The 22613-nt window shown below is 71.5% G+C and carries 18 protein-coding genes and 1 pseudogene; 5 read left to right on the forward strand and 14 right to left on the reverse strand.

What is annotated here, in order from left to right:
- Positions 1 to 233 precede the first annotated feature (233 nt).
- A pseudogene (locus Q5694_RS34930) lies at positions 234 to 524 on the reverse strand (transglycosylase family protein); the annotation flags it as partial.
- Between the two features lie 405 nt (positions 525 to 929).
- Between Q5694_RS34930 and Q5694_RS29025 the strand changes: the two are divergent.
- Both Q5694_RS29025 and gndA read left to right on the forward strand, forming a co-directional pair.
- Entirely contained in the window at positions 930 to 1655 is a 726-nt protein-coding gene (locus tag Q5694_RS29025) for a transporter substrate-binding domain-containing protein (RefSeq protein ID WP_333936393.1), read from the forward strand.
- A gap of 174 nt (positions 1656 to 1829) precedes the next feature.
- A complete protein-coding gene (gene gndA, locus Q5694_RS29030; RefSeq protein ID WP_333936394.1) occupies positions 1830 to 3269 on the forward strand; it encodes an NADP-dependent phosphogluconate dehydrogenase in 1440 nt (479 codons plus the stop codon).
- 567 nt (positions 3270 to 3836) lie between these two features.
- Here the strand turns inward: gndA and Q5694_RS29035 are convergent.
- The 6 genes from Q5694_RS29035 to Q5694_RS29060 form a co-directional block, all read right to left on the reverse strand.
- Positions 3837 to 4181 carry a GNAT family N-acetyltransferase gene (locus tag Q5694_RS29035; RefSeq protein ID WP_333936395.1) on the reverse strand — a complete coding sequence of 115 codons (345 nt, stop codon included), beginning with the start codon at positions 4179 to 4181 and terminating at the stop codon, positions 3837 to 3839.
- Positions 4182 to 4208: 27 nt separating this feature from the next.
- A complete protein-coding gene (gene panD / locus Q5694_RS29040) occupies positions 4209 to 4628 on the reverse strand; it encodes an aspartate 1-decarboxylase (RefSeq protein ID WP_333936396.1) in 420 nt (139 codons plus the stop codon).
- Positions 4629 to 5055: 427 nt separating this feature from the next.
- Positions 5056 to 7326, reverse strand: a complete 2271-nt coding sequence (locus Q5694_RS29045) for an excinuclease ABC subunit UvrA (RefSeq protein ID WP_333936397.1) — start codon at positions 7324 to 7326, stop codon at positions 5056 to 5058.
- Positions 7327 to 7412: 86 nt separating this feature from the next.
- Positions 7413 to 8180 carry an ABC transporter permease gene (locus Q5694_RS29050; protein WP_333936398.1) on the reverse strand — a complete coding sequence of 256 codons (768 nt, stop codon included), beginning with the start codon at positions 8178 to 8180 and terminating at the stop codon, positions 7413 to 7415.
- Positions 8170 to 9153, reverse strand: a complete 984-nt coding sequence (locus Q5694_RS29055) for an ATP-binding cassette domain-containing protein (RefSeq protein ID WP_333936401.1) — start codon at positions 9151 to 9153, stop codon at positions 8170 to 8172. Before Q5694_RS29055 ends, Q5694_RS29050 begins: the two co-directional genes overlap by 11 nt.
- A gap of 79 nt (positions 9154 to 9232) precedes the next feature.
- The gene (locus Q5694_RS29060; protein ID WP_333936402.1) at positions 9233 to 10117 is read right to left on the reverse strand and encodes a siderophore-interacting protein; all 885 of its coding nucleotides are present in this window, start codon (positions 10115 to 10117) and stop codon (positions 9233 to 9235) included.
- A gap of 115 nt (positions 10118 to 10232) precedes the next feature.
- Between Q5694_RS29060 and Q5694_RS29065 the strand changes: the two genes are divergently transcribed.
- The 3 genes from Q5694_RS29065 (at position 10233) to Q5694_RS29075 (ending at position 12187) form a co-directional block, all read left to right on the forward strand.
- The gene (locus Q5694_RS29065) at positions 10233 to 11075 is read left to right on the forward strand and encodes a TetR/AcrR family transcriptional regulator C-terminal domain-containing protein (protein ID WP_443040958.1); all 843 of its coding nucleotides are present in this window, start codon (positions 10233 to 10235) and stop codon (positions 11073 to 11075) included.
- Positions 11076 to 11300: 225 nt separating this feature from the next.
- Positions 11301 to 11948, forward strand: a complete 648-nt coding sequence (locus Q5694_RS29070; protein ID WP_333936404.1) for an LmbU family transcriptional regulator — start codon at positions 11301 to 11303, stop codon at positions 11946 to 11948.
- Between the two features lie 32 nt (positions 11949 to 11980).
- Positions 11981 to 12187: a ferredoxin gene (locus tag Q5694_RS29075; RefSeq protein ID WP_333936405.1), complete on the forward strand. Its 207-nt coding sequence runs from the start codon at positions 11981 to 11983 to the stop codon at positions 12185 to 12187.
- A 76-nt stretch (positions 12188 to 12263) separates the two neighbouring features.
- Here Q5694_RS29075 and Q5694_RS29080 read toward each other — a convergent pair whose 3' ends face one another.
- The 7 genes from Q5694_RS29080 to Q5694_RS29110 form a co-directional block, all read right to left on the reverse strand.
- On the reverse strand, positions 12264 to 13547 hold the full coding sequence (locus Q5694_RS29080; RefSeq protein ID WP_333936406.1) for a cytochrome P450 family protein: 1284 nt from the start codon (positions 13545 to 13547) through the stop codon (positions 12264 to 12266).
- 35 nt (positions 13548 to 13582) lie between these two features.
- Positions 13583 to 14623 (reverse strand): 3-hydroxy-D-kynurenine methyltransferase AcmL, encoded by a 1041-nt coding sequence (gene acmL, locus Q5694_RS29085; protein ID WP_333936407.1) that lies wholly within the window; start codon positions 14621 to 14623, stop codon positions 13583 to 13585.
- 51 nt (positions 14624 to 14674) lie between these two features.
- Positions 14675 to 15937, reverse strand: coding sequence for a kynureninase (locus Q5694_RS29090; RefSeq protein WP_333936408.1), 1263 nt, complete (start codon positions 15935 to 15937; stop codon positions 14675 to 14677).
- A 71-nt stretch (positions 15938 to 16008) separates the two neighbouring features.
- A complete protein-coding gene (locus tag Q5694_RS29095) occupies positions 16009 to 16851 on the reverse strand; it encodes a tryptophan 2,3-dioxygenase (protein ID WP_333936410.1) in 843 nt (280 codons plus the stop codon).
- Entirely contained in the window at positions 16848 to 17741 is an 894-nt protein-coding gene (locus tag Q5694_RS29100) for an alpha/beta hydrolase (protein ID WP_333936411.1), read from the reverse strand. Before Q5694_RS29100 ends, Q5694_RS29095 begins: the two co-directional genes overlap by 4 nt.
- A gap of 4 nt (positions 17742 to 17745) precedes the next feature.
- On the reverse strand, positions 17746 to 18378 hold the full coding sequence (locus Q5694_RS29105) for a DUF6875 domain-containing protein (protein ID WP_333936412.1): 633 nt from the start codon (positions 18376 to 18378) through the stop codon (positions 17746 to 17748).
- A gap of 71 nt (positions 18379 to 18449) precedes the next feature.
- Positions 18450 to 22613 (reverse strand): amino acid adenylation domain-containing protein (locus tag Q5694_RS29110; protein ID WP_333936413.1); only part of this gene is annotated, 4164 nt, incomplete at its 5' end.

Raw genomic sequence — 22613 nt, forward strand, 5'->3', positions numbered from 1 at the left:
TCGCCGCGGACGACCGTGTACATCTCGGCGTTGCCCGCGCGGGACTGCGGCGTGGACTGGGGCCGGACGTCCTCGATGGACGTCTTCTTGCGCGTGTCCTTCTGCTGCGTGCGTCCGGCGGCCGGGCGGATGTCCGGCTCGCCGCCGCCCCGGGTCAGTCCGGCCCGTACCGAGCAGGCCGGCCAGGCGCCCGGCCCCTGCCCGTCCAGGACCTTCTCCGCGACGGCGATCTGCTGGTCCTTCGAGGCCAGATCCGCCCGCGCCGCGTAGGCCCGGCCGCCGTAGGCCTCCCACGTCGACTGGGTGAACTGCAGTCCGCCGTAGAAGCCGTTGCCGGTGTTGATGCTCCAGTTGCCGCTGGACTCGCAGGCGGCGACCTTGTTCCAGGTGTCCACGTCCGCGGCCTGGGCGGGCGACGCGCCCATGAACGGCAGCGCCATACCGGCGCCGCCCGCCGTGACGGTGAGTGAGGCGCGGTTGATCCTGTTCGGCTGATACCGGCGGTGCCGGCCGCGTACGGCCATCGGGAGCCCCCCTAGACATGCGTCAGGAGGGGCAAAAGTAAGCGCTGCGAACCGGCCGGAACAAGACGCCTATCGGCCGCGCGGAGGCCCGGATGGCCGGTATGAGGCCCCAGTTGCGCGACGCGCGCCCCGGCGGTGCATCCCCTGCGGCACACGGTGCGCGGGGGCGGCGTACGCGGGGCGGCATGCGCGGGCGCGGTGCGGCGTGCTCGCGTGCGGCGTGCTCGCGTGCAGCGTGCTCGCGTGCAGCGTGCTCGCGTGCAGCGTGCTCGGGTGCGGCGCGCGCGTGCGGCGCGCGGGTGAGCGGGACGCTCGACCGGCTGCGCTCGACCGGCTGCGCCGTCACGCATCCCGGCCACGGGGCGCGGCAGAGGATGCGGCGAACCGGCCTCCTAGGGTGGGGGCATGACGACCATGGACGTAGAACTCGCGCACGACCTGGCCCCCACCGGAGTGCTGCGCGCCTCCATCAACCTCGGCAACCCGGTCCTTGCCCAAGGGACCCCCGACGAGCCGTCCGGGGTCACTGTCGAGCTCGCCCGCGAGGTCGCCACGCGTCTGGCTCTGCCGGTTCGGTTCATCTGCTTCGATGCCGCCCGCAAGTCGTACGCCGCGATGGCCGGAGGCCACGCCGACCTGTGTTTCCTGGCCGTGGATCCGGACCGCGAGAAGGACGTGGCTTTCAGCACGCCGTACGTGCACATCGAGGGGGTGTACGCGGCACCCGTGAACTCGGCGTTCGTCTCTGCCGAGGACGTGGACCGGGACGGAGTGCGGGTCGGAGTCAAGAAGGGGTCCGCCTACGACCTCCACCTGAGCCGCACCCTGCGTCGCGCCACCATGGTGCGCGGCGACGAGGGGGTCGATGTCTTCCACGCCGAGAACCTGGATGTGGCGGCCGGCATCCGCCAGCCGCTGACCGCGCATATCTCCCAGCGGTCCGACCTGCGCCTGCTCGAACCCGCGTTCATGACGATCCGGCAGGCCGTGGGGACCCCGAAGGAGCGGCTCCCCCGGACCACGCGGTTCCTCAGCGGACTCGTGACCGAGCTGCTGACCTCCGGATTCGTCGCCGAGGCGCTGCGCCGATCCGGCCAGGACCCGACGCTGGCTGCGCCCACCCCCGCTTGATGCGGACCTGGTACGTCCGCTGAGTACCGCGGGGCCCTTCGTACGTATCCGGCTGCGCGGCGTCGTGCGACCCGGGCGTGCGGACGGAACAGCGGCACGTCAGGATGGTCGGACGGACCAGGCCGGCGGGCACCACCGGCGGCACCGACACCTAGGTCTTCAGGAGCGAACCGAATGAGCAGTACAGCGCAGATCGGCGTCACGGGACTGGCGGTCATGGGCCGCAACCTCGCCCGCAACTTCGCCCGCAACGGCTACACGGTCGCGGTGCACAACCGGACGCCCTCGCGCACCCACGCCCTGGTCGAGGAGTTCGGCGGCGAGGGCGAGTTCGTCGCGTGCGAGAGCGCGAAGGACTTCGTGGCGGCGCTGGAGCGGCCCCGGCGGCTGGTCGTCATGGTGAAGGCCGGCGACCCCACGGACGCGGTGATCCAGGAGTTCGCACCGCTGCTGGAACCCGGCGACATGATCATCGACGGGGGCAACGCGCACTTCGCCGACACCCGGCGCCGCGAGCGGGACCTGCGCGAGCAGGGCATCCACTTCGTCGGCATGGGCGTCTCCGGCGGCGAGGAGGGCGCGCTGAACGGCCCGAGCATCATGCCGGGCGGCCCGAAGGAGTCCTACGACTCGCTCGGCCCGATGCTGGAGAAGATCTCGGCCAAGGCGGCCGACGGCACGCCGTGCGTCTCGCACGTCGGCCCGGACGGTGCCGGGCACTTCGTGAAGATGGTGCACAACGGCATCGAGTACGCGGACATGCAGCTCATCGGCGAGGCGTACCAGCTGCTGCGCGACGTCGCCGGCTACTCCCCCGCCGAGATCGCGGACATCTTCCGCACCTGGAACACCGGCCGCCTCGACTCCTACCTGATCGAGATCACGGCCGAGGTCCTGTCGCACGTGGACGCGGAGACGGGCAAGCCGTTCGTGGACGTGGTGGTGGACCAGGCCGAGCAGAAGGGCACCGGCCGCTGGACCGTGCAGATCGCGCTGGACCTGGGCGTGCCGGTGTCGGGCATCGCCGAGGCGGTCTTCGCGCGGTCGCTGTCGGGCCACGCGGCGCTGCGCGAGGCCTCGCGCGGCCTGGCCGGGCCGAAGGCGCAGCCGATGGGCGAGGCGGAGGCCCGGGCGTTCGCGGACCGGGTGGAGCAGGCGCTGTACGCGTCGAAGATCGTGTCGTACACGCAGGGCTTCCACGAGATCGCCGCCGGCAGCCAGGAGTACGACTGGGGCATCGACCTCGGTGCGGTGTCCGCGCAGTGGCGGGGCGGCTGCATCATCCGCGCCGCGTTCCTGGACCGGATCCGCGCCGCGTACGACGCCCGGCCGGACCTGCCCAGCCTGCTGTCGGACGAGACGTTCGCCCGGGAGATCGCCGACGCCCAGGACGACTGGCGCGAGGTGCTGATCGCCGCGACCCGCCAGGGCGTGCCGACGCCCGGCTTCGCGGCGGCGCTCGCCTACTACGACGCCCTGCGCGCGGAGCGGCTGCCGGCGGCGCTGACGCAGGGGCAGCGGGACTTCTTCGGCGCGCACACCTACCGCCGGGTGGACCGGGACGGGTCGTTCCACACGCTGTGGGGCGGGGACCGGTCGGAGGTCACGGCGTAGCGGGGGCCGCCCCGCAACCGGCGAGGGGCCGGTGGACCGCCCTGCTGCGGGTGTCCACCGGCCCCTTCGCGTGCCGTGCCTCCGTGCGTGTCCGCGCGGGCGGTGCCGTGGCGGCGCGGGGTACTGCCTGCCGACTCCGCACGGGGCGTGTCGGGGGTCAGGACAGGGGCGGGCCCGGCTCGGGGTTCGGCACGGGTTCCGGCCCCGGGGGGATCGGGGACGGGTCGGGCCCCGGCACCGGGTCGGGACCCGGAGGCCCCGGCGGCGTCGGCCCCGGCGGCGGGGTGGGCGACGGCGGGGGCGGCGTCGGCTCCGGGCCGGGCGGCGGCTGCGGATTGGGCACGGGGTCGGGGCCCGGGGGGTCCGGCTGCTGCGGATCCGGGCCGGGCGTCGGTGCGGGGGGCACCGGATCGGGATACGGGTTCGTCATCTGGTCCTCCAGCCAGTGGCTCGACTCCGGCTCTGGACTACTCCCCCGCCTACCCGGCACCCGCGTGCGCAGTCACTCCCCCGCAGGACGGGGAGGCGACCAGGCGGGGGTAACGGCGGGGGCGGCGACCGCGCTCGTCAGAAGCGGTCCGGGTGGGCGCGCAGCCACTCCTTCGCGGCGGCCGGCAGCTCCGGACCGGCCGCAGGGGCCTCGTCGGGATGGCGCTCGGCCCACTGGACGACGTAGGAGCACAGCGGTGCGACCGCGCTGTGCTCGCGTCCGGCGATGGCGTACAGCTCGCGGGCCAGTGCGCCCGCGATGCCCTTGCCCTCGTGCGCCGGCTCCACCACGGTGTGGACGGGCACGAGGGCGCGCTCGGGGCGGTCGAGCACGAAGTACTCGATCCGGCCGACGACTTCACCGCCGGCGACGGCCTCCAGCCGGCCCGCCGGCCGGTCGTCGCGGATCCGCGGCTCGCTCATGGACACGCCTTTCCGTCGATACGCCGCTCAGGCGCCGACCGCGTGCGGGCCGCGCCGCTGGTCCGAGTCCGGCACGGGCGCGGACGGGTCGGCCCCGAGGGCCACGATCCTGTTCCGGTCGTCCACGTGGACGACCTTGGGGGTGAGTGCCCGCGCCTCGGCGTCCGTCACCTGGGCGTAACTGATGAGGATGACCAGATCGCCGGGGTGCACGAGGTGGGCGGCGGCCCCGTTGATCCCGATCACGCCGGATCCCCGCTCGCCCTCGATGACGTAGGTCTCCAGCCGGGCGCCGTTGGTGATGTCGACGATGTGCACGAGTTCGCCGGGCAGCAGGTCGGCGGCGTCGAGCAGATCGGCGTCGATGGTCACGGACCCGACGTAGTGCAGGTCGGCCTGGGTGACGGTGGCACGGTGGATCTTGGACTTGAACATGGTGCGCAGCATCGGGGTACTCCCACAAGTAGGCTCCCTGCCTGCGTTTTTGCAGGTCAAGGGCTGTTTCCACACTCTACAACGAGTCGCGCGTCCGGGCAGGCGTCCCCAGGTTCTTCAGGACTCACGCCGACCATGCGCCGACTTGTCTGACGCACCGTCAGGCGGCTGGAGGAGGGTTTCACCCACTGTCGCGGACCACCGTGACGACGGCCCGAGCCTACGCAGCACCCCCCGAAGGACGTCCGTGACCACCGTCACGCGGACGTCCGGACGGCAGCCGGCCTCAAGGAGCCGTCCTGCCCGTGGAACGGCAGTCGCACTCCGCCGTCGCTGCCCACTCGCCGGCCGCCGTCCTCGGCGGGTGGGTGGACGGCGACGGAATCGTCCGGCGCGGCGAACACGCCGGATCACGACGTCGCCGTCACGGCCCCGATGATCAGACGCCTCCCGCAGGCGAGAGGTCCTGCCGGAGGTGTGCGGCGGTGTGGGAGTCGGTGGTCTTCAGGAGATCGGCCGGAGTTCCCTCGAACAGGATTCGTCCGCCGCCGCTGCCCCCCTCGGGGCCGAGGTCGATGATCCAGTCGGCGCTCTTGACGACGTCGAGGTTGTGCTCGATGACGATGACGGTGTTGCCCTGGTCGACGAGGCGCTCGATGATGCCGAGGAGGCGGTGGACATCCGACATGTGCAGACCCGTGGTGGGTTCGTCCATCACGTAGACGCTTCCGACGCGGTGCAGGTCGGCCGCGAGCTTGAGGCGCTGGCACTCGCCGCCGGACAGGGTGCTGAGCGGCTGGCCGAGGCGAAGGTAGTCCAGCCCCACCTCGTTCAGGGCGTGCAGGACGGGGCGGAGCTTGGGTTCCGTGAAGAAGTCCGCCGCCTCGGCCGTCGTCATCTCCAGGACGTCGCTGATGGACCTGCCCCGCAGGCGGTGGCCGAGGACGTCCTCGGAGAAGCGGCGGCCTCGACAGACCTCGCACACTGATTTCAGCGTGTCCATGAACGCCAGGTCGGTGTAGAGGACGCCGAGCCCCTGGCAGTTGGGGCAGGCGCCCTTGGAATTGGCGCTGAACAGGGAGGCGCTGACCTTGTTGGCGTTGGCGAACAGTTTGCGGATCGGGTCCATCAGGCCGGTGTAGGTGGCGGTGTTGGAGCGCCGGCTGGTGGTCACCGCCGACTGGTCGATGACGATCGCGTCGGGGCAGCGGCTGAGGAACTCGTCGTTGACCAGCGTGCTCTTGCCCGATCCGGCCACGCCGGTGACGACCGTCAGGACGCCGGTGGGGAAGCCGACCGTCACGTTCTTGAGGTTGTGACTCGTCGCGTCGGTGACGGTGAGCGTCCCGGTGGCGCGCCGGGGTTCGGTCTTGAGAGGCAATCGGTGCCGGAGGTGGCGCCCGGTGAGGGTCTCGGCACGGGTGAGCGCGTCGAAGCCGCCCTCGAAGACCACTTCGCCGCCGAGCGTCCCGGCTTTCGGGCCCATATCCACCACATGGTCCGCGATGGCCATGACGTCGGGGTCGTGCTCGACCACGAGCACCGTGTTGCCCTTGTCCCGCAGCGCGATGAGGAGGTCCTTGAGTCGGTGGACGTCCCGGGGGTGCAGGCCGATGCTCGGTTCGTCGAACACGTACAGCATCTCGGTGAGACTGCTGGACAGATGCCGGACCATCTTGATCCGCTGGGACTCGCCGCCCGAGAGCGTGCGGGTCTCCCGGTCGAGGCTCAGATAGCCGAGGCCGATGTCCACCAGGTGGTGCAGACGGGTGGTCAGGTCGTCCAGGACCGGTTTCACCCGCGGCAGGTCCAGCTCCGCCAGGACGTGTACGAGGTGCTGGGCCTCCATCGCCGTGAGGTCCGCGATGTGGTGGCCGCCGATCCGGGTGGCCAGCGCGGCGGGCGCGAGGCGCGTGCCGTCGCAGTCGGGGCAGGAGGCGGTGCGGGCGAACCGCTGGAACACCCGGCGGCCGCGCTCGGACATGTCCTCCTTCTTGACGTAGAGCCGGGTGAACTTGTCGACGAGGCCCTCGTAGCGGACGTTGAGGGTGTTGCCCTGCCAGACGAGGCGGAGCTTGTCCGGCAGTTCGCCGTGCAGCAGCAGCCGCCATTCCCGCTCGGTGAAGTCGGCCAGCGGCTTGTCGTTGTCGAACAGGCCGGACTCCACGTAGCTCAGCCAGTACCAGCTGTCGGTGGAGAAGTCCGGGTGCAGCAGCGCGCCCTGGTTCAGGGACCTGGTGCGGTCGAGGAACGCGTCGAGGTCGAGGCGGACGGTCGTGCCGAGGCCCTCGCAGGTCCGGCACATGCCCTGGGGGTCGTTGAAGGAGAACGCGCTCGGTCGCAGGCCCGCGGGATCACCGGCCCGGGAGAACAGCAGACGCAGCAGCGGGTTGATGTCGGTGACGGTGCCGACGGTGGAGCGCGGGTTGCCGCCCAGGCGTTTCTGGTCGATGACGACGGCCGCGGAGATGTTCTCGACGGCGTCCATGTCCGGCCGCCCGTGGTCGGGCAGGAAGGTCCGGACGAACGCGCTGAAGGTCTCGTTGAGCTGCCGCTGGGCCTCGGCCGCAAGGGTGTCGAACACCAGGGACGACTTGCCCGAGCCGGAGACACCGGTGAAGACGGTCAGTTGCTGTCTCGGGATCCGAAGCGAGACGTTCTTGAGGTTGTTCTCCCTGGCACCGGTCACCTTGATGGCTTCGGTCCTCACGTGTGCTCCTTGCTGGTGCGGGTGGGCTCCCCCTCCGGGGGAGGTAAGGGGGAGCCCGGTCTCGGGTGGGCCTGCGGGCGGTGCCGTCAGGCGTTCTCCTTGCGGAAGGTCCGCGTGCCCCACAGCAGGGCGAGGACGGCCATGACCAGCAGCACGAGGGAGCCGGTCAGCAGCCCCGTGGCGCCCATGTCCCCCCGGAACGCCGCGCGTTCGGCGTCGACCACATGGGTCAGGGGGTTGATCCGGGCCAGGTTGTACAGCCAGCCGGGGGCCAGTTGCTCGGAGACCGGCAGCAGCACCCCGGACAGCAGCAGCAGCGGCAGGAGCACGGCGTTCATCAGCGCCGGGAACGCGGCCTCGCTCTTGAGGACCATCGCCAGTGCGTACGATCCCGAGGACAGAGTGATGGCCAGGACCGCGGCGATCGCCAGGCTGAGCAGCAGCCCGGTCAGTGAGGCGTCGAGGTCGAAGACGAGCAGCGTCACCAGCACGATCAGTACGGACTGCGCGGTGGCCTGCACGGCCTGGGCCAGGACCTTGCCGAACAGCAGGGCGGCCCTGCTCGCGGGTGTGCCGCGGAAGCGGTCGACGACGCCGACCCGGTACTCGGTGAGCAGTCCCACCCCGGCGAAGGCGCCGCTGAACAGTGCCGTCTGGACGATGAGTGCCGGGGTGAGGACCTCCCAGGCGCCGCCGGGCGGGAAACCGGGGGTGTGGTCGACCACGGACACCATGAGGGGTCCGAAGAGGAACAGGTACAGGAGCGGCTGCATGATCCCGATGAGCAGCCAGGTCGGACTGCGCAGCGCCAGCTTCATGTCCCGCACGAAGATCAGTCGGGTGTCACGCAGCATGGGCGGCCTCCCTGGCCTGGGGCGCGGGGTCGCCGTCCCGCAGGGACCGTCCGGTCAGGCTGAGGAACACGTCGTCCAGGGTGGGCCGGTTGACCTTGACCGAGGCCATGGTGATCCCCCGGTTGTCGAGGGTGCGCAGCAGTTCCGGCAGGGCGGCGTCGCCGCGGGGCACCCGGAAGCGCACCGTGTCGCCGTCCACGCTCACCTCGGTGGCGCCGGCCAGCCGCCCGGCGACGTCGGCCGCCTCCGCGACCTGGTCGGTCACCTCGATGGTGATCGCGTCGCCGGCGACCCGGGCCTTGAGTGCGTCGGGGGTTCCCTCGGCGACGATCGTGCCGTGGTCGGTGACGAGGATCCGGTCGCACAGCGCGTCCGCCTCGTCGAGGTAGTGCGTGGTGAGGAAGACGGTCGTGCCCTGCTCGGAGCGCAGGCGGCGGACGTGGTCCCAGAGGTTGGCCCGGCTCTGCGGATCGAGCCCGGTGGTGGGCTCGTCGAGGAAGACGAGCGTCGGTTCGTGGACCAGTCCGAGAGCGATGTCGAGCCGGCGGCGCTGACCGCCGGAGAGCGTCTTGACGGGGCGCTGGTCCAGGCCGGCGAGGTCGAGCCGCTCGGCGAGCAGGGCCCCGCGCCGTCTGGCCTCGGACCGGGACAGGCCGTAGAGGCGGGCCTGGAGTTCGATCTCCTCGGCGACCCTGGACTCGGGCCAGGTGGCGCCGCCCTGGTGGACGCAGCCGATCCTGCGCCGGACGCCCTTGGGGTCCGTCAGCAGGTCGCAGCCGGCCACGGTCCCGGTTCCGCCGGTGGGGCGCAGCAGGGTCGTGAGCATCCGTAAGGTCGTGGTCTTGCCCGCTCCGTTGGGGCCGAGGAACCCGACCACCTCCCCGGGCGCCACGTCGAAGTCGATTCCTTTGACCGCTTCGACACTTTGGCCGCGCACGGTGAACCGGCGGGCGAGCCCTCGTACCGTGATCATGGAGTCCTCCTTTCGGCCCGGCAGCCGTCCGGCCGGCTCGCGGCGCCCGGCCGGGATGCCGGCTCCGGCGCGCGGCTCGTCAGGACTGGCCATCGGCCACCGCCTGGTACTCGGCGAGGCGCTCCTGCGCCTCGGCCATGTCCTCCGCGGTCGGGGCGTCGTCCTGGGTGAGCTTGACGCGCCAGTAGCCGCTGAAGTCGATCGCGCGCTTGTCGAGCCCCCGGTCGTCGACCAGGTGGCGTCGCAGGGTCCGGACGACGCCCGCCTCGCCGGCCAGCCAGGCGAAGGGGCGCCCGGGCGGGAACTCGGCGCCCCGGACGGCGTCGATCAGGGCTTCGCTGCGGCCGGCCCGGGTTCCGTCGCGGTGCAGCCAGTGCAGGGTGACGTCGCCCGCCGTCCGGAAGGTCTGCTCCTCGGCGCGGTCGGCGACCTCGATGTAGACCTGGGCGCGGGTCCGCTCCGGCAGGGCCTCCAGCAGGGTGCCGATGGCGGGCAGTGCCGTCTCGTCGCCGGCGAGCAGCAGCCAGTCGGCGGAGGCGATCGAATCCGTCAGGGGGACCGGTCCGGCGTAGAGCGCGGAGGGGCCGACCATGCCGAGCCGGTCGCCGGGGCGTGCGGAGTCGGCCCAGGCGCCGGCCGGGCCGCTGTCGCCGTGCAGGACGAAGTCGACCTCGACGGTGTTCGTCCCGGGCACGCGCCGGCGGAGGGTGAAGCTGCGCATCCAGGGCCGCTCGTCCTCCGGAATGGCCAGAAATGCCTGGTACCAGCCCGTCGCGTCGTCGCTCTGCTCCGGCAGGACGGGCCGCTCCTGGCCGGGCCGGGGGAAGCAGAGCTTGAGCTGCTGGTCCGGGGTCAGGCCGACGGAATCGTCGATGTGGTCGGCCTCGAACGTCACGCGGGCCATCCGCGGTGTGATGCGTGTGATGTCGGTGACCTGGATGAACGTGACGGGGAGCTCTGCCATCGAAAACCTTCCACGAACGTACGGGCATACCGGGGCGGGCGGACGCCCAGCTGGTATCCTTACACCGTAAAGAGATGTGCCGGTGAGGTTACTTTATGCAGTAAGGAGTTGCAAGGTGATTGTTTTCGCCGGACAGGGCGATGCCCGCCGATCCATGTCCCTGCTCTGGCGATCGGCTGAATCGCGTGGGCCTGCTCCCAAACCCGGCCCCAAGCCCGGACTCGACGTGGACACGATCGTGGCCGCGGGTGTCGCGGTGGCGGACGAACAGGGAATGGGAGCCCTGTCCATGCGGGCGGTCGGGACCCGGCTCGGGCGGACCGCCATGGCGCTGTACACGTACGTGCCGAGCAAGAGCGAACTGATCGACCTCATGCACGACCGGGTGCTGGCCGAACTGCCCACGGAGTACGACACGAGCGCGGGATGGCGCCCGGCGATCACCGCCTGGGCCGACGACGCCTGGGCGTTCTATCTGCGTCACCCCTGGGTGCTCCAGGTCTCGCAGGCCCGTCCCGTACTCGGGCCGAACGAGTACGCGCGGCTGGAGACGGTGGTGCGGATCCTCGGCGGAATCGGCCTGGAACCGCTGCGCGTCAGGCGGGTCATCGCGGTGTTGTTCCAGTTCGTGCGGGGCATGGCCCTGGTCGCGACGGAACACCGGCAGGCGGCACCGGAGACCGGGGTGCCCGATGAGGAGTGGTGGGCGCAGCGGTCCGCGCTGATGGCGGAGTTCGCGCCGGACTTCACCGAACGCTTCCCCGCCCTCGCCGCCCTGGAGTCGACCGCGAGTCTCGCCGCCATGACCGAGGCGGAGGCGGGTGGCGCCGCGTCACACATGGAGCAGGAGGCGAGGGAGGCGTTCCGGGTGGGCCTGGACCTGATCCTCGACGGCGTCGAGGCGGCGGTGCGGACGGACTCCGACGGCACGCTCCACGCCTCGGCCGGCACCCCCTGACGGCGTCGCGCGGGCCCGGCCGGGCCCGCGCGATTCGGCACGTGCCGCACTCCGTGGCGATCGGAATCGAAGCCAATTGCAACCCAACCGGCCATCCCCGGCTGGAAATGTTCATTGACGGCATCTCGGACGGTGACTACCGTCTTTCGAGCTTGCGCCCATGATGGCTCCAGGGCGCGATGAATGGTGCGAGATGCATCATGCCCCGATTTCAGGAGAAAGCCGGTGCAGCACATCGCCAAGTACGACCGGAGTGACCGTCAATTACCAGTCCGCCGCCGAGCGACCGAGGCGGCCCGCCCCCGCAGTCCGGGCGAGCAGGAACGAATCTTCACCACCCGGGTCGGCCTCAAGATACCGTCCAGCCTCACGTACGACCGATGGGAGAAGGCCGGGCAGCACATCTTCCAGATCGCCGACTCCTCCGCCTGGTGCCTGGGCGACTGGCTCGTCTACGGCCAGGACCGCTACGCCGACCGCTACCAGGCCGGAGTGCAGGCCGCGGGACTCGACTACCAGACGCTGCGCAACTACGCGTGGGTGGCGCGCCACTTCGAGCTCTGGCGCCGGCGCCAGACGCTGAGCTTCGGTCATCACGCCGAGGTCGCCTCCCTACCGCCGGCGGAGGCCGACACCTGGCTCGACCAGGCGGAGCAGCACGGCTGGTCACGGAACAAGCTCCGGCTGCGGCTGCGGGAGAGCCGCGGAGGAGACCGACCGGCCAGGCCCGCACGGGCCAGCCAGCTCCGGATCAGCGCCCCCTGTGACCGTGTCCAGCGCTGGCGGGAGGCCGCATCGAGGGGGGACCGGGACTTCGAGGAGTGGGTCCTGCTGACGCTCGACCGTGCCACCGCGCACGAGCTCGGTCATTGACGCCCCCGCCCGACCACCGGAGACGGCCCCCCATGGAGATCCGCATCGACCACCGCACCTGTATCGGGTCCGGGCAGTGCACCCTGACGGCACCCACCGTGTTCACCCAGGACGACGACGGGTACGCCGCGCTCGTACCCGACGGGGCGCGGACGGCGCCCCCGCGGCAGGTCACCCAGGCCGCGCTGTCCTGCCCCGTGCAGGCCATAACCGTGGAGAAGGACCCACCTGACGCCTGACGGCGCGACTCACGCCCCCCCCAGGGCCGAGGGCTCCACGGTGCGCACCGTGGAGCCCTCGGTGCTGCGGCTGGGATCATGCTCCGAGCCGCAGGCGCAACGCGTTCAACCGCCAACTGCCGGGCAGCCGGGCACGGTCGTGCTCCGGGTCGTCGTCAGCGAGCGCGAGATCCGGGTAGCGGGCCAGCAGCCGGGCGAGCGCCACCTCGCCCTCCTGCCGGGCCAGCGTCGCACCCAGGCAGTAGTGGATGCCGTGGCCGAAGCCCACGTGGTTCTCGGCCTGCCCGTCCGGCTGACGGGTCAGGTGCAGCCGGTCCGGGTCGGTGTAGTGCCGCGGGTCGAAGTTGGCGGAGACCAGTACCGGTTGGACCGCGTCACCGCGGGCGATGCGCGTGCCGGCTATCTCCAGGTCCTCGACGGCGTAGCGCAGTCGGGCCACCTGCACCGAGCCGCACCAGCGCATCAGCTCGTGCACCGCTCGCGGGAACAGGGCCGGGTTCTCCCTGAGCCGTGCCAGCTGGTCGGGATGGGTGAGCAGGGCCGCGGTGCCGTTGCCGATCAGATGCGTGCTCGTCTCATGGCCGGCCAGCACCAGGGTGAGCACCATGGTGACCATTTCCGTATCGCTGAGCCGTCCGCCGTCGTCGTCCTGCGCCCGGATCAGCTCGCTCAGCAGATCGTCCCTGAGCGCTTCACGACGTTGCTCGATCAGTTGATGACAGTAGTCGATCATCACGGGAAAGGAGTGCTGGAGGCGTTCGGGCCGCATCGACACGAGGTCCCCGCCCCACTCCCGCCACCGCTCGAGGTCGACCGCGGGAATACCGACGAGCCGGCAGATCACCGTGATCGACAGGGGGTAGGCGTAGTGCTCCAGCAGGTCCACCGTCCCGTCCTGCGCCCGGTGGGGCAGTTCGGCGAGCAGCCGGTCGGCGATCTGCTCGACGGCGGGACGCAGATCGAGGATGCGGCGGGCCGTGAACGCCCGGGTCACCAGGCGGCGCAGCCGCGGATGGTCCGGCGGGTCGCTGTCCAGGATGGATCCGAGCAGGTAGATCCGTAGGTGCTCGGGGACCTTGAGCAGTTCCATCATCCCCTCACGCGGATCCGCGCCCTGTGCGCCGGGCACGTGGGAAGGGGTGTTGACGAACCGCGGGTCGCGCAGCACGGCGCGGACGTCGTCGTAGCGGGTCACGAACCACACCGGAGTGCCGTCCACGAACCGGCCGCGCACGACCGGCCCCTGCTCGCGCAGCCGGCCGTAACCGCCGAAGGGGTCCGCCAGCAGGTCGGGGTCCATCATGTGCGGGCCGGCGGGGCAGGCCGCTCCCCTGTCGGTCGGCGGGGCGTCCTGGAACATGGATGACATGGTCGGCTCCGGTACTCGCTGGGGCGTCACTTGACCGCGCTGATCACGCCGTGCGGCGTCCACCGGCCGCCGGGCAGCCGCTCGGGCTTCACGAACCCGGCCGCGGCGAACCACTCCTCGTACTGGCCCCACCGGTAGATCGTGCTGCTGGCGGCCGGCAGCGTCGCGAAGTACACGTTGTCCAGGGCCGCGTACAGCGGGCCGTCCCCGCTGTCGTCGGACATGGCGTTGAACACCAGCACCCGCCCGCCGTCCGGCAGCGCCGCGTGCGCCTTGCGCAACAGGCGTATGTTCTCCTGCGGTGACCAGATCACGAGCTGGTTGGCGAAGAGCACGCAGTCGTGGCCTGTCGGGTAGGTGTCGGCGAAGATGTCCGCGGCTCGCACGGAGATCCGGTCGGACAGGCCGTGCTCGGCGATCTTCTTGCGGGCGATCTCCACCGTGCCGGGCAGGTCCAGGACGGTGAACTCCACGCCGGGGTTGGCCTGTGCGAGGGCGATGGCGTTGACGCCGTCGCCGCCGCCCACGTCGAGCACGCGCCGCACTCCGGTGAGGTCGGCCTTCTCGACCAGCACGGGGTTGGACAGCCGGGACCAGGACCGCATGCAGCGGTAGAACAACTGCTCCAGCTCGGGGTCCGCGGACAGCCGGTGGTAGAGGTCCTCCCCCGTGCCCTTGATCCGTCGCAGGCCGACGTTGGTGTTCTCGCGCAGCGACGCGACGAAGTCCACCTCGGCGGGCCGGACGATCCGCTCCTCGTACTCGACGAGATCCTCGATGATCTCCCAGGTGCCCTCCGCGAAGAGACCGTTCAGCACGCCGGCGTTCTCGTAGCCGTCCCCCTGACGCACCGTCAGGCCGAGGGCGGTGGTGCCGAGCAGCAGGATCTGCACCGGCCGCTCCTCCAGGTCGAGTTCGCGGCCGATCTCCGGCGGGGTCAGGCCCGGTCGCCGGTGCAACAGGGTGAACAGGCCCAGGTCGCTGCCCGCGCGGAGCATCTGGAAGGCCGAGGAGCCGAACAGGATCTGTACCAGTCCGTCGGTGGTGAGCGGGGATGCGTGAGCCATGGGCACTCCGAATCGGCTGAGGTGGGCAGGGAGGTGTGCGGGGAGGCGGGGTCAGGTCACCCGGGCGAGGCCGGCGGGCCGGGAGGCGTAGGCGCCCTCGGCCACGACGTCGCGCATGCGGGCCAACGCGTCCCAGACGTCGGTGAACCGGGTGACCAGGGGGGACAGACCGATGCGCAGCCGGTCCGGGACCCGGTAGTCGCAGACGACCTTCGCGTCCGCGGCCAGCGCCTGGCAGATCCGCCAGGCGTCGGGGTGGTACAGGGACAGATGCGAGCCGCGCCGCTCCGGCGGGCGGGGTGAGGCGGGCCGGAAGTCCAGCGGAGTGAGCCAGGCGTCCGTCAGGTCGTCGGCCAGCCGGCCCAGCCGCAGCCCCTTGGCCCGGATCCGAGCCGGGCCTGCCTCCTCGACCAGGGCGAGGGCGGGATCGATCGCCGCCAACGACACCAGCGGCGGGGTGCTCACCAGGAACCGTTCGATGCCCGGCACCGGGTCGTAGTCGGGCCCCATCTCGAACTGCCCGCGCTGCCCGTACCAGCCCCACACCGGCTGCCGCAGCCGGGACTGCAGGTCGCGCCGCACATAGAGGAAGGCGGGTGAACCCGGGCCGCCGTTGAGGTACTTGTACGTGCAGCCGACGGCGAGTTCCGCGCCGGTGCCGCCCAGGTCGACGGGAACGGCTCCGGCGGCGTGCGACAGGTCCCACACCACCCGCGCGCCGACCTCGTGGGCCAGGTCGTTCACCTGCGCCATGTCCAGCAGCGCGCCGCTCCGGTAGGACACCAGGGACAGCACCACCAGCGCGACGTCACCGTTCAGTGCCGAACGCAGCGCGTCGAGGCCGAGGCCGCCGTCGAGGTCGGACGGCAGCCGCACCAGCCGCAGCCCGCGCTGTTCCGCCAGGCCCTGCACGACGTACCGGTTGGTCGGGAAGTCCTCGGCGTCCATCAGGACGGTGCCGCGCCCCGGTGCCGCGTCCAGGGCGGCGGCGGCCAGCTTGTAGAGGTTGACCGACGTGGAGTCGGAGATCACCACCTCGCCGGGCGCGGCGCCGAGTACGTGCTCGGCGAGGCGGTCGCCGAGCCGGGCGCCCCAGTCGATCCAGCCCTGCCACGACCGCACCAGTCCCCCGCCCCAGCCCTCCTCGACCACCTCCCGCAGCACCTCCGGCGTGGCCGCGGGCAGTGGGCCCAGCGAATTGCCGTCCAGGTAGATCAGCTCCGGATCGGCGATGACGAACCGCTCGCGGAACGCGGCGAGCGGATCGGCCGCGTCCAGTTCCTCGGCCACCGTGCGCGGGATCCCGCTCACCATCGGCCCTCCTTCTGTCTCGTGTCGTCCACGTCCGCCTGTCCCCGCGTCTGCGGGGAGACCAGGACTCCCGGTCAGAGGGTGGAGCGCACCGACCACAGTTCCGGGAAGAAGCGGTGCTCACTGATCCGGGCGAGCCAGGCCACCCCCTCGGTGCCGCCGGTCCCGGGCTTGGCGCCCAGCATCCGCTGCACGGTCACCAGGTGGGTGTAGCGCCAGCGCGCGAACTGGTCGGCGGTGTCCATCAGCGCCTCGCCGAGCAGATGCAGGTCGCGATGGCGGACGGGGTCCCGGTAGACCGACCGCCAGGCCTCCTCGACCTCCGCGCCGCCGCGGTACGGCCGGGTGAGATCCCGGGCGGTGGAGTCGTCCGGCGTGAGCAGCCCGCGGCGAGCCAGCAGCTCGAGCGCGGCGTCGTACAGGCTCGGCTCGTGCAGCTGGCCGACCACCGCGTCGTAGCCCGCCGTGTTCCGGTGGGGCGCGGCCATCGCGGGGTTCTTGTTGCCGAGCAGGAACTCCAGACGCCGGTAGCCGGCCGACTGGAAGCCCGAGGCCGACCCCAGGACGTCCCGGAACTCGGCGAACTCCACCGGGGACAGCACGGAGAACGTCTCCCACGAGACCAGCAGCACCTGCTGCACCCGCGCGGCGCGGCGCAGCGTCCACAGCGCGTCGTCGAGCAGGTCACCCGCCAACTGGTCGCGCGCGGTGCTGAATTCGGTGTGCAGCAGCTTGAACAGCAGCTCCTTGACCTGGCTCATGATGATGAACCCCGGCTCGGTACGGGCCGAGCTGAGCGGATGCTGCAACGCCAGCAACTCGTCCATCCGCGCGTAGTGGGCGTACGGGGTGGTGTCCGGCGGGGATCCGACGGACAGCGGGCACGCGGGGCTCCGGGTGGTCTGTTCGGTGCTCATGCGGTCGTTCCTTCCAGTCCCATCTGCGCCAGGACCGCGTCGCCCAGCCCGGTGCCCGGCACGCCCAGGTCGTAGGGGAGGTCGAAGTGGTCGCGCCGATCGGCGACGACCTCCGTCACCGCTGCCCGGGGGCGCAGCGCCGTCACCATCCGGTCGTGCTGGCGGACGTACTCCTCGGTCTCGTTCCCGCCGCGGGCGACCACCGTCTCGGGCAGCCGCGCCGGCAGTCGGAGGATCGGGCTGTTGCGGCGGGTCGCGGCCTCGTCCAGCCGCAGCGCGTCGTTGACGTAGGACAGGCGGACCGGCTCCAGGTCGTACATGCCGCTGAGGAGCACCGCCCCGGCGATCCGGCCGGACACGTCCGGGCCGGCCGACGCGTCGGGCAGCAGGGCCATGGCGGCCAGGTGCGCGCCGGCCGAGGTGCCGCACAGATGGAGGCGGTCCGGGGCGAACCCGAGCCCGTCCGCGTGCCGCAGCAGCCAGTCCACGGCCCGGCGCACCATGCCCGCCATGGCGTCCAGGTCGACGTCCGGGGCCAGCCCGTACTCGATCACCGCGACGGCCGCGCCGGCGGCCAGCAACGGCGGGACCGGGAAGGCCGATTCGGCGCGGCCGAGTGCCTGCCAGTTCCCGCCGTGCACGAACACCAGCAGCGGCGCCCGCCCGGCTTCCGGTCCGGGGAAGTAGTCGAGTCTCTCCGCCGGGTGCGGGCCGTAGGCGAGAGAGGTCCGCACCGGGTGGGCCCGGCGGGCGGCCTCGCTCAGCCGCTCGTACTCGCGCAGGTAGGCGTCCAGGCTCGCCACGCGGGAACTCGGCGAGTACTGCCGGTCCAGCGTGGCCTGGTCCATGCCCCGGTACACGGCGGTTGCGGCCGGCGGTGCGTCGCGCATGCGCTCAGCTCCCCGGAGCGTATGCGGCACGGGCCCGCTCGTACACCTCGGTCAGCAGCGGGTCGATGCCGTGCGACCCGCTGCGGTAGCGGGCTCCGAAACGGCTCGCGTACTCCTCGAACCACTCCCGCCGGTCGGCCAGGAACAGCACGTCGTGGATCGCCATCGACCGCACCGCCATCATCGGCACCGGGGCGTGGCTCACCTCGAACGCCGGGTTGCGTGCGGCCTTCTCCTCGCACTTCTCGTGGAACTGCGCGATCATCAACCCCCGCCGCACACTTTCCGGCTTCAGCGCGGTGTGCGCCGCGTCCAACAGGTGCAGGTGCTCGGCCGGCAGGTCCGGCAGGACGAGCAGCAGCGAGCGCAGGTTCGGGTTGCCGGACTTCCAGTCGACCTCGCTGAACTCGTCGAGGCCGCAGCGGACGATCTCGTCGAGCAGGGTCTGGCTCGGGGTGGGGCCGACCAGTCTGACGCGGATCTCCAGCGCGTCGGCGCGCTGGGCGGGTTCGACGAACGGGCACACCGGGCCGGTGCGTCCGAGTTCGCCGTGCGGTCGGCGGATGTACTCGCTCAGCCATTCGTCCACGGCGGCCAGGGCCTTGGCCACGTCGACGGAGAGCACGTCGGTCAGCATCAGTGTCAGTCCTCGGGTGTCGGTCCTCGCGGACAGCGGACGGCGGGTTCCTGGTGGGCGGCCCGCGAAGGTCACTCGTCGCCGGTGAGGTCGTGGAGCTTGGCCGAGAGGATGCGGCCGATCTCGGCCAGCGTGTCCGGGCGGGTCAGCATCGACCCGTGGTCGCCGGGCACCACATGGGCCTCGACGGAGCCGCGCACGTACGGCTGCCAGGCCTCGGCGGTCACCGGCGGGTCCTGCTCCTCCGAGCAGGCGATGAGCAGCAGGTCTCCGTCGATCGGGCCGGGCCGGTAGTCGACGGTCAGGTGGGTGTTGTTCGCCGAGATCTCGGTGATCGTCGTGAGCCGGTCCTCCTCCAGGTTGGCCAGCACACTTCCCTGGCGGCGCAGGATCTCCCGCGCCTTGGCGAAGGTCATCTCCTCGTCGTCGTGGTGACTGCCGTCGTCGACGAGACCCACGTGGTAGAGCAGCATCACCCGGTCGTCCGGGGCGGGCACGTCGGCGTGGGTGAGCCCCTGCCAGTCGGGGATCACGTCGAGCACCGCGACCAGTGCCACCGGTTCGCCGCGCCGCTGGAACTCCGCGGCCAGCGCGTGCGCGCACAGCCCGCCGAACGACCAGCCGGCCAGGTGGTACGGCCCGTGCGGCTGCACCCTCTGGATCTGGTCGGCGTAGTCCACCGCCATCTCCTCGATGGTGGCGGGCCGGGGTTCCGGCCGGGCCAGACTGCGCGCCTGGATGCCGTACAGCGGGTACTGCGGCCCCAGGTGCTTGATGAGCGCGCTGTACGACCAGCTGATGCCCCCGCCCGGATGGACACAGAACAGCGGCGGCCTGCTGCCCCCGGTGCGCAGCGGCAGCATCACCTCGTACGAGCCGTCCGCGTCGTCGACGTCGAGCCGGGCCGCGATGCCCGCCGGTGTCGGCGCCTCGAACAGGCTCCGCACGCCCAGCTCGACGCCGAAGGCCGCGCGCAGCCGGGCCATCAGCCGGGTGGCCAGCAGCGAGTGCCCGCCCAGGTCGAAGAAGTCCTCGCTCACACCGACCACCGGCCGGCCGAGGACCTCCGCGAACAGTTCGCACACCACCTGCTCCTGCGGGGTGGCCGGCGCCCGCCCGATGTCGGCGCGCTCCGGTTCGAACGCCGGCAGCGCGGCACGGTCGAGCTTGCCGTTGGAGGTGAGCGGAAGCCGGTCGAGCGGAACGACGGCGGCGGGGCGCATGTACTCCGGCAGCCGGCGACGCAGGTGCTCCCGCACGGCCATGAGCAGGGCACCGGTGCTCCGGCCGGTGGCCGGACTGGTGGTCCAGGAGGAGAGCGGCCTGCCGGGGCCGGCCGCGCCCGTGGGTGCGTAGGCACCGACGGGCACCGCCTCGCCGAGCAGTTCGCGCTTGACGTACGTGAGATCGAGGGCGGCCGGGTCGTGCCCGTTCCAGCTGATCGCCGTCCAGTAGCCGTACTTCTCACCCAGGCGGTGCAAGTCCTCCGGATCGGCGCCGGCCGTGTCCCGGGCGTCCGGTGCCGTCCCGGACTCGAGCGCGCGCTGTGCGGCGAGGTCGGCCGCGATGCGCGCGTGGGGTACGCCGGTGACGCGCAGCCGGTCGGGCCGCGCGCTGCCCAGATGCTCGGCGAGGGCATCCAGGTCACGGGTCCAGGGTCGGGTGGGGGTGTCGTCGAGGGGGTGGGGGGTGATGCCGGTCTTGTAGAGGGTGGCGTCGTAGCGGTAGCGGGTGAGTTCGTTGTGGGCGGTGCCGCGCTTGAGCTGGATGTCGGTGCCCGCCAGGTCGGGGACGTGGTGGGCGAGGGCGCTGAAGTACTCGGGGTCGACGAGGAGTTCCTTCTCCAGGACCAGGCTCTGCTCGACGGCACGGCGGATCGCGGCGGTGTCGCCCGGGTCCTCGGCACGTGCCGTCTGCACACCGCAGGCGAAGGTCCGCAGCAGCCGCGGGTTGCGCAGGTCGCCCAGGAACAGGGCGCCACCGGGCGCGAGCAGGCGGAAGGCCTGCTCGACGACCTGCGTCAGGTATCCGCCGTTCGGGAAGTACTGGGCCACGGAGTTGAGCACGATCGTGTCGAAGTGGCCCTGGGGAAGGTCACCGTGCTCGTGGGCGGCCTGCACCCGGAGCCTGACCCGCCGGGCCAGCTCCGGGTCGGCGTCGACGTGACGCCGCAGCTCCTCCACGACGACCGGGGAGAAGTCCGTGCCCCAGTACTCCTCACACTCGGGCGCCAGTCCGGACAGCAGCAGACCGGTGCCGACACCGATCTCCAGGACACGGCCGGGCTGGAGCGCCCTGATCCGCTCGAGCGTGGCCGCACGCCACTCCCGCATCTCGGGCAGCGGAATCGGCTCGCCGTCGTAACTGCTGTTCCAGCCGGAGAAGTCCTCGCCCAGCGTCGAACCGGGCGCTGAGTACAGCGAGTCGTAGAGATCCCGCCACTCGCCGATCTGGTCCCGCTCCTCCTCGTCCCCCGGTGTTTCGTCGGTGTCGGGGACGATGTAGGCGATCAGGCGGGTGCTGCCGGGCTGGTCGTGGTGGGCGACCACGGCGGCCCGGCCGATCGCCGGATGGTCCGTCAGGACGTTCTCGATCTCACCGGGCTCGATACGGAAACCACGGACCTTCACCTGCTGGTCGGCGCGGCCCATGTACTCCAGATCCCCTGCGGCGTCAGCACGCACGAGGTCACCGGTGCGGTACATACGGCCACCGGGCTTGGGACCGTAAGGGTCGGCCACGAACCGCTCGGCCGTCATCGCGGGCTTGTTCAGATAACCGCGGGCCAGACCGGCCCCCGCGATGTACAGCTCGCCCGTCACCTGCGGCGGGACCGGACGCAGATGTGCGTCCAGGACGTAGACGCGGGTGTTGGCCATCGGACGGCCGATCGGCACCGTCGCACCACCGGTGTAGGGCCGCGGCACGCGATGACGGGTGGCGAACGTCGTCGTCTCCGTCGGCCCGTACCCGTCCACGACCGTCAACCCGGGGCACGCCTGGTGCAGGCGCTGCACCGTCGCCCCGGAAACGGCCTCGCCACCGCTCCACACCTCTCGCACCCCCGACAGCGCCTGCGCGGCGTGGTCGGCGACCACGTTCAGCAGCGAACTGGTCAGCCACAACGCGGTCACACGCCGGGCGGTGAGGGTGTGCTGCAGGGCGGGGACGTCCAGATCCCCGGCCGGAGCCACGACGACCGTCCCACCACTCAGCAACGGCACCCACAACTCGTAGGTGGAAGCATCGAAGGCGGCCGGCGAGTGCAGCAGCACCCGCTGGTGCGCCGAGCGGTCGAAACGCGGGTCCAGAGCCAGAGCGGCGACGTTGCGATGCGTCACCACGATCCCCTTGGGCGCACCCGTCGAACCCGAGGTGTACATCACATACGCCGCATCCCCCGACCGCACCCTTACCCCAGGCGCTGCGAGCAGCTCCTTCCCCTCGGGCGGGGAGCCGATGACGAACACGCCCGCCGCATCCGCCGGGAGGTGCGGCTGGGACGCCTCGTCCGTCACCACCAGCACCGCGCCGGTGTCGGCCAGGACATGACGCATGCGGTCGGCCGGATAGCGCGCGTCCAGAGGCACGTACACGGCACCGGCCTTCATCAGGCCCAGGATTGTGGTGACCGTCTCGATCGAACGCTCCAGAAGAACACCGACCGCGTCACCGCACCGCACGCCCCTGCCGATCACCTCGTGCGCGCATCGGTTCGCACGCGCGTCGAGCTGTGCGTACGTGAGCGTGGCCACGCCGTCGGTGACCGCCGGCGCATCGGGTGTCTCAGCCACCTGCCGCGCGAACAGCTCACCCAGCGAGGCATCCGGCACGGCATGCACCGTGTCGTTGAAGTCCACCACGGCACGCCGGTGTTCCTCGGGGGTGAGGATGTCGATGTGGTTGAGGGGCTGGTCGGGGTGGGTGGTGGCGATGTCGAGGAAGTGCAGCCAACGGTCGAACAGGGCCTGGACCGTGGGCGCGTCGTAGATGTCGCTGGAGTACTCGACGGCACCGGTGATGCCCTGCGGCTCACCACGCTCCCCGCGCCGCTCGGCGAGACTGAAGAACAAGTCGAACTTCGCCGTCCCGGTCCGTCCGGGAGCGACATCGACCGTCAGGCCGGGGAGCCGGAAGCTCGCCTCGGGGGCGTTCTGCAGGGCGAGCATGACCTGGAAGAGCGGGTGGTGCGACAGGGTCCGGGTCGGGTTGAGCAGCTCGACCAGGTACTCGAA

The sequence above is a fragment of the Streptomyces sp. AHA2 genome (assembly GCF_036857595.1).
Lineage (GTDB): Bacteria > Actinomycetota > Actinomycetes > Streptomycetales > Streptomycetaceae > Streptomyces.

Excerpts from the sequence above, each read along its gene's own strand:
- Q5694_RS29025 (WP_333936393.1), top strand. The coding sequence starts at position 930 with ATGACGACCATGGACGTAGAACTCGCGCACGACCTGGCCCCCACCGGA.
- gndA (WP_333936394.1), top strand. The coding sequence starts at position 1,830 with ATGAGCAGTACAGCGCAGATCGGCGTCACGGGACTGGCGGTCATGGGC.
- Q5694_RS29035 (WP_333936395.1), bottom strand. The coding sequence starts at position 4,181 with ATGAGCGAGCCGCGGATCCGCGACGACCGGCCGGCGGGCCGGCTGGAG.
- panD (WP_333936396.1), bottom strand. The coding sequence starts at position 4,628 with ATGCTGCGCACCATGTTCAAGTCCAAGATCCACCGTGCCACCGTCACC.
- Q5694_RS29050 (WP_333936398.1), bottom strand. The coding sequence starts at position 8,180 with ATGCTGCGTGACACCCGACTGATCTTCGTGCGGGACATGAAGCTGGCG.
- Q5694_RS29055 (WP_333936401.1), bottom strand. The coding sequence starts at position 9,153 with ATGATCACGGTACGAGGGCTCGCCCGCCGGTTCACCGTGCGCGGCCAA.
- Q5694_RS29060 (WP_333936402.1), bottom strand. The coding sequence starts at position 10,117 with ATGGCAGAGCTCCCCGTCACGTTCATCCAGGTCACCGACATCACACGC.
- Q5694_RS29075 (WP_333936405.1), top strand. The coding sequence starts at position 11,981 with ATGGAGATCCGCATCGACCACCGCACCTGTATCGGGTCCGGGCAGTGC.
- Q5694_RS29080 (WP_333936406.1), bottom strand. The coding sequence starts at position 13,547 with ATGTTCCAGGACGCCCCGCCGACCGACAGGGGAGCGGCCTGCCCCGCC.
- acmL (WP_333936407.1), bottom strand. The coding sequence starts at position 14,623 with ATGGCTCACGCATCCCCGCTCACCACCGACGGACTGGTACAGATCCTG.
- Q5694_RS29090 (WP_333936408.1), bottom strand. The coding sequence starts at position 15,937 with ATGGTGAGCGGGATCCCGCGCACGGTGGCCGAGGAACTGGACGCGGCC.
- Q5694_RS29095 (WP_333936410.1), bottom strand. The coding sequence starts at position 16,851 with ATGAGCACCGAACAGACCACCCGGAGCCCCGCGTGCCCGCTGTCCGTC.
- Q5694_RS29100 (WP_333936411.1), bottom strand. The coding sequence starts at position 17,741 with ATGCGCGACGCACCGCCGGCCGCAACCGCCGTGTACCGGGGCATGGAC.
- Q5694_RS29105 (WP_333936412.1), bottom strand. The coding sequence starts at position 18,378 with ATGCTGACCGACGTGCTCTCCGTCGACGTGGCCAAGGCCCTGGCCGCC.